Genomic DNA, 3,497 nt, shown 5'->3' with positions numbered 1-3,497 from the left:
GAGCGAGCAACTGCAGAGCAGGCGTTCAACCGTTTAGTGATCGTGGGGGGCGTACCTGCGATCGGCAGCATTATCGGCGTTGCGGCACTGCTATTTCTTGTAGGGCAATGGCTAATTCGGCGGAAGCAGGCACTTCTCGATCCCAGTGGAATAACGGCGTGGTCCACCCCTTGGGATTGGGAGACGGTATGGCAAGTGCTAATTTTTGGTTTTTTCTTCGTGGGCCAAATTCTGCTGCCGTTAGGACTGAGCCTGCTGGGGCAGACGATCGGATTTGACTCAGCAACGCTAACCGAGCGTAGTAGAGCGTTTTATATTCTGATCAACTACCTACTGCTGGCGGCGGGAGCCGTAGCGGTGCTCTACGGTTCCATCAAGCCCTACCTGCCGCTGCCGGAGGGCTGGTTTCGGGTCAGCTTGCGAGGCAACTGGTTCTGGTGGGGCACGATCGGCTACGTGGCAGCTCTGCCGTTAGTCAGTTTGGTGTCGATCGTGAATCAGCAAATTTGGCAGGGCAAGGGTGGGAGTAATCCAATTTTGCCGATCGCGCTAGAAGGCAAAGACAGCGTTGCCCTGACGATATTTTTTGTTACGGCCGCGATCGCGGCTCCAGTGTTTGAGGAAATCCTGTTTCGAGGATTTCTGCTACCATCGCTAACGCGGTACTTGCCTATGTGGGGTGCGATCGGGCTAAGCGGCCTAATTTTTGCTATTGCTCACCTCAGCCTCTCAGAAGTGCTACCACTAACCGTGTTGGGGATGGTGTTGGGATTTGTGTATGTGCGATCGCGAAATTTGCTTGCTTCTATGCTGCTACACAGCTTGTGGAACAGTGTTACGCTCCTGAGTTTAATTGTGCTGGGTGGCAGTGCTAGATGAGAAGAGATTTTATGAGGCAACGCAAACTTGTATTACCGCTGCTCGTCTTGCTGGGAGCCGCGTTTTTTAGCGCCTACTCCGATCTAGAAACCAATTTTCTGCTTAAAAGTGCGGTGATTCTGCCAGTCCAGGCTGGAGCGTGTGCTTGGCTGCTGTATGCCTACTGGAAGGGACGGCTGAAGGAAACGTCCGGCACTAAGACTGGGCGATCGTCCAGCAAATCCTAGAGAAAGTTCTAGATTTTTAGCCGATTCACCCGAAATTCATCTACCGTCAAGAAAGAGGCGTCATTCGGCGCTAAGTGTTGTACTGAGCTCAAGCAGGATGCAACTGATTTCTGAACTAAAGAATGCTCAAGAGAATTCTCAAGCGCCAACGGTAGAAACCGTAACGCTGGATGTAAGCGGCATGAAGTGTGCCGGCTGCGTTCGCGCTGTCGAGCAGCAGTTGAGTCAGCATCTGGGTGTCGTGGCTGCTAGCGTCAATCTTGTGACCGAGGTAGCGGTCGTGCAGTGCAAGCCAGGGGTTGTGAACCCAGACGCGCTAGCACAAACTGTCACTGATGCTGGCTTTCCTTCACAAGCACGGTATGCACAGGGTGCCACTGAGGACGGTGCAAGCACGCTGGATCGGACTGAGCGGCGACGGATCGAAGCACGTCAGCAGATTTGGCAATTGGCGACCGCTGCAGTTCTTCTAGTACTGTCATCGTTGGGACATCTGGGGCAGGTTGTTCACCTGACGCTCCCCGGTTTGAACAACATCTGGTTTCACTGCGGGTTGGCGACGCTAGCCCTCTTGGGACCAGGACGATCGATGGCGATCGATGGCTGGCGTGGACTGCGACACAACGCGCCCAACATGAATACTCTCGTCAGTTTAGGCACCTTCACTGCCTACAGTACAAGTCTTGTCGCCCTACTGTTTCCTCAACTTGGCTGGGAGTGCTTCTTTGATGAACCCGTCATGCTGGTGGGCTTCATTCTCCTGGGTCGCACGCTAGAGCAACGTGCCCGCAATCACGCCGCCAGCGCTTTTGAATCCCTGCTTGCCCTACAACCAACCGTGGCGCGGTTGATTCAGAAGCGTGACCCGAATGAGCCAGAGTTAACCTTCTTGATGCATCCGTTATCGGTTAGCGAAATTCCAGTGGATCGGGTCCGCGTCGGTGAATGGCTGCACGTACTGCCTGGAGACAAGATCCCTGTGGATGGCGAGATAGTGGCAGGGCAGACCACAGTGAGTGAGTCGATGCTGACTGGAGAACCACTGCCGGTCATGAAAGAGTCGGGCGATCGCGTTGCTGCCGGAACGCTCAATCAGTCAGGAGCCATCATCTTAAGTGCTACTCGCACTGGTAAAGACACAACATTAGCGCAGATTATCACCCTCGTTGAAGCTGCTCAAACGCGCAAAGCGCCAATTCAAGCGCTGGCAGACACGATTGCTGGATACTTTACCTATGGTGTTCTGACGATCGCGACCCTGACCTTTCTGTTCTGGTACTTCATTGGCTTTCACATTTGGTCCGATGCGCTGCTAGTGCAAACTACGATGAGCGCTGGGCACCTCATGACCCATGTACCCACTTCCCATGCTTCACTCCTGACTTCCCACTCTCCACTTCTCCTCAGCCTCAAGCTTGCGATCGCTGTGCTCGTCGTTGCCTGTCCCTGCGTCCTTGGCTTAGCCACACCGACTGCAATACTGGTGGGGTCTGGGATTGGAGCTGAGCGAGGCTTACTCATTCGTGGTGGCGACGTGCTAGAGCGCGTTCACGAGATTGATACTGTAGTTCTAGACAAAACAGGCACCCTGACCACTGGCAAACCCATTGTTACTGATTGCCTCATCACGTCCCCGTGCGATCTCACCCCCACCCTTCTTCTACAGCTTGCTGCCAGCATCGAAAGCGGCACTCGGCACCCGCTGGCGATCGCCATTCAACAGCACGCCCAACAGCAGAAAGTTGGCCTCTTGCCCACTCAAGATTTTGTCACTGAGCCGGGCTACGGAGTTGCCGCTACAGTGCTGTTGGAGTCTAGGTCAGTCCGGGTGCTGATGGGAACTCAGGCGTGGTTAGTCCGTCATGAGGTTTCGTTTGATGACGCTATCCAGACTCAGGCCCATGGACTCTCTCAAGCTGGGAAAACTGTTGTGTTTGTTGCTCTGTCCAATGCAATTGATCGCCCTTCTCTGGTGGGTCTAATTGCTGCTATGGACCCGCTTCGAGCAGATGCGGCTGAAACCGTTGCTACCCTCAAGCAGATGGGGCTGGACGTGTGGCTATTGACTGGAGATCGGCGTGCAGCCGCAACGGCGATTGCTCAATCCTTGGAGCTAGAGCCAAATCACATCTTGGCAGATGTTCGTCCTGACGGAAAAGCCCACACGATCGCGACTCTCCAGTCTAAAGGACATCGTGTGGCAATGGTGGGAGATGGCATCAATGACGCACCAGCACTTGCTCAGGCGGATGTGGGAATTGCCTTGCAGTCGGGCACGGATGTTGCGGTGGAGACGGCAGGGATCATTCTGGTACGCGATCGCCTGACAGACGTTGTAGAATCGATTCGGCTCAGCCGGGCGACGTTCAATAAAATTCGTCAAAATTTGTT

General features: G+C 54.3%; 3 protein-coding genes. All 3 read left to right on the top strand.

Annotated elements, in window-relative coordinates:
• The coding region (locus H6F43_RS00355; protein ID WP_190340057.1) for a type II CAAX endopeptidase family protein at positions 1 to 879 on the top strand (879 nt) is incomplete at its 5' end.
• Positions 880 to 890: 11 nt separating this feature from the next.
• A complete protein-coding gene (locus tag H6F43_RS00350) occupies positions 891 to 1,106 on the top strand; it encodes a hypothetical protein (RefSeq protein WP_190340056.1) in 216 nt (71 codons plus the stop codon).
• Between the two features lie 97 nt (positions 1,107 to 1,203).
• Positions 1,204 to 3,497 (top strand): heavy metal translocating P-type ATPase (locus H6F43_RS00345; protein ID WP_190340055.1); only part of this gene is annotated, 2,294 nt, incomplete at its 3' end.

The organism is Leptolyngbya sp. FACHB-36 (assembly GCF_014695955.1).
GTDB lineage: Bacteria > Cyanobacteriota > Cyanobacteriia > Leptolyngbyales > Leptolyngbyaceae > FACHB-36.
The sequence above is the reverse complement of the archived record's forward strand: the minus strand, read 5'-3'. Positions and strand labels throughout refer to the sequence as shown.

What these genes read in the sequence shown, in the direction of transcription:
- H6F43_RS00350 (WP_190340056.1), top strand. Translation starts at nt 891, where the DNA reads ATGAGGCAACGCAAACTTGTATTACCGCTGCTCGTCTTGCTGGGAGCC.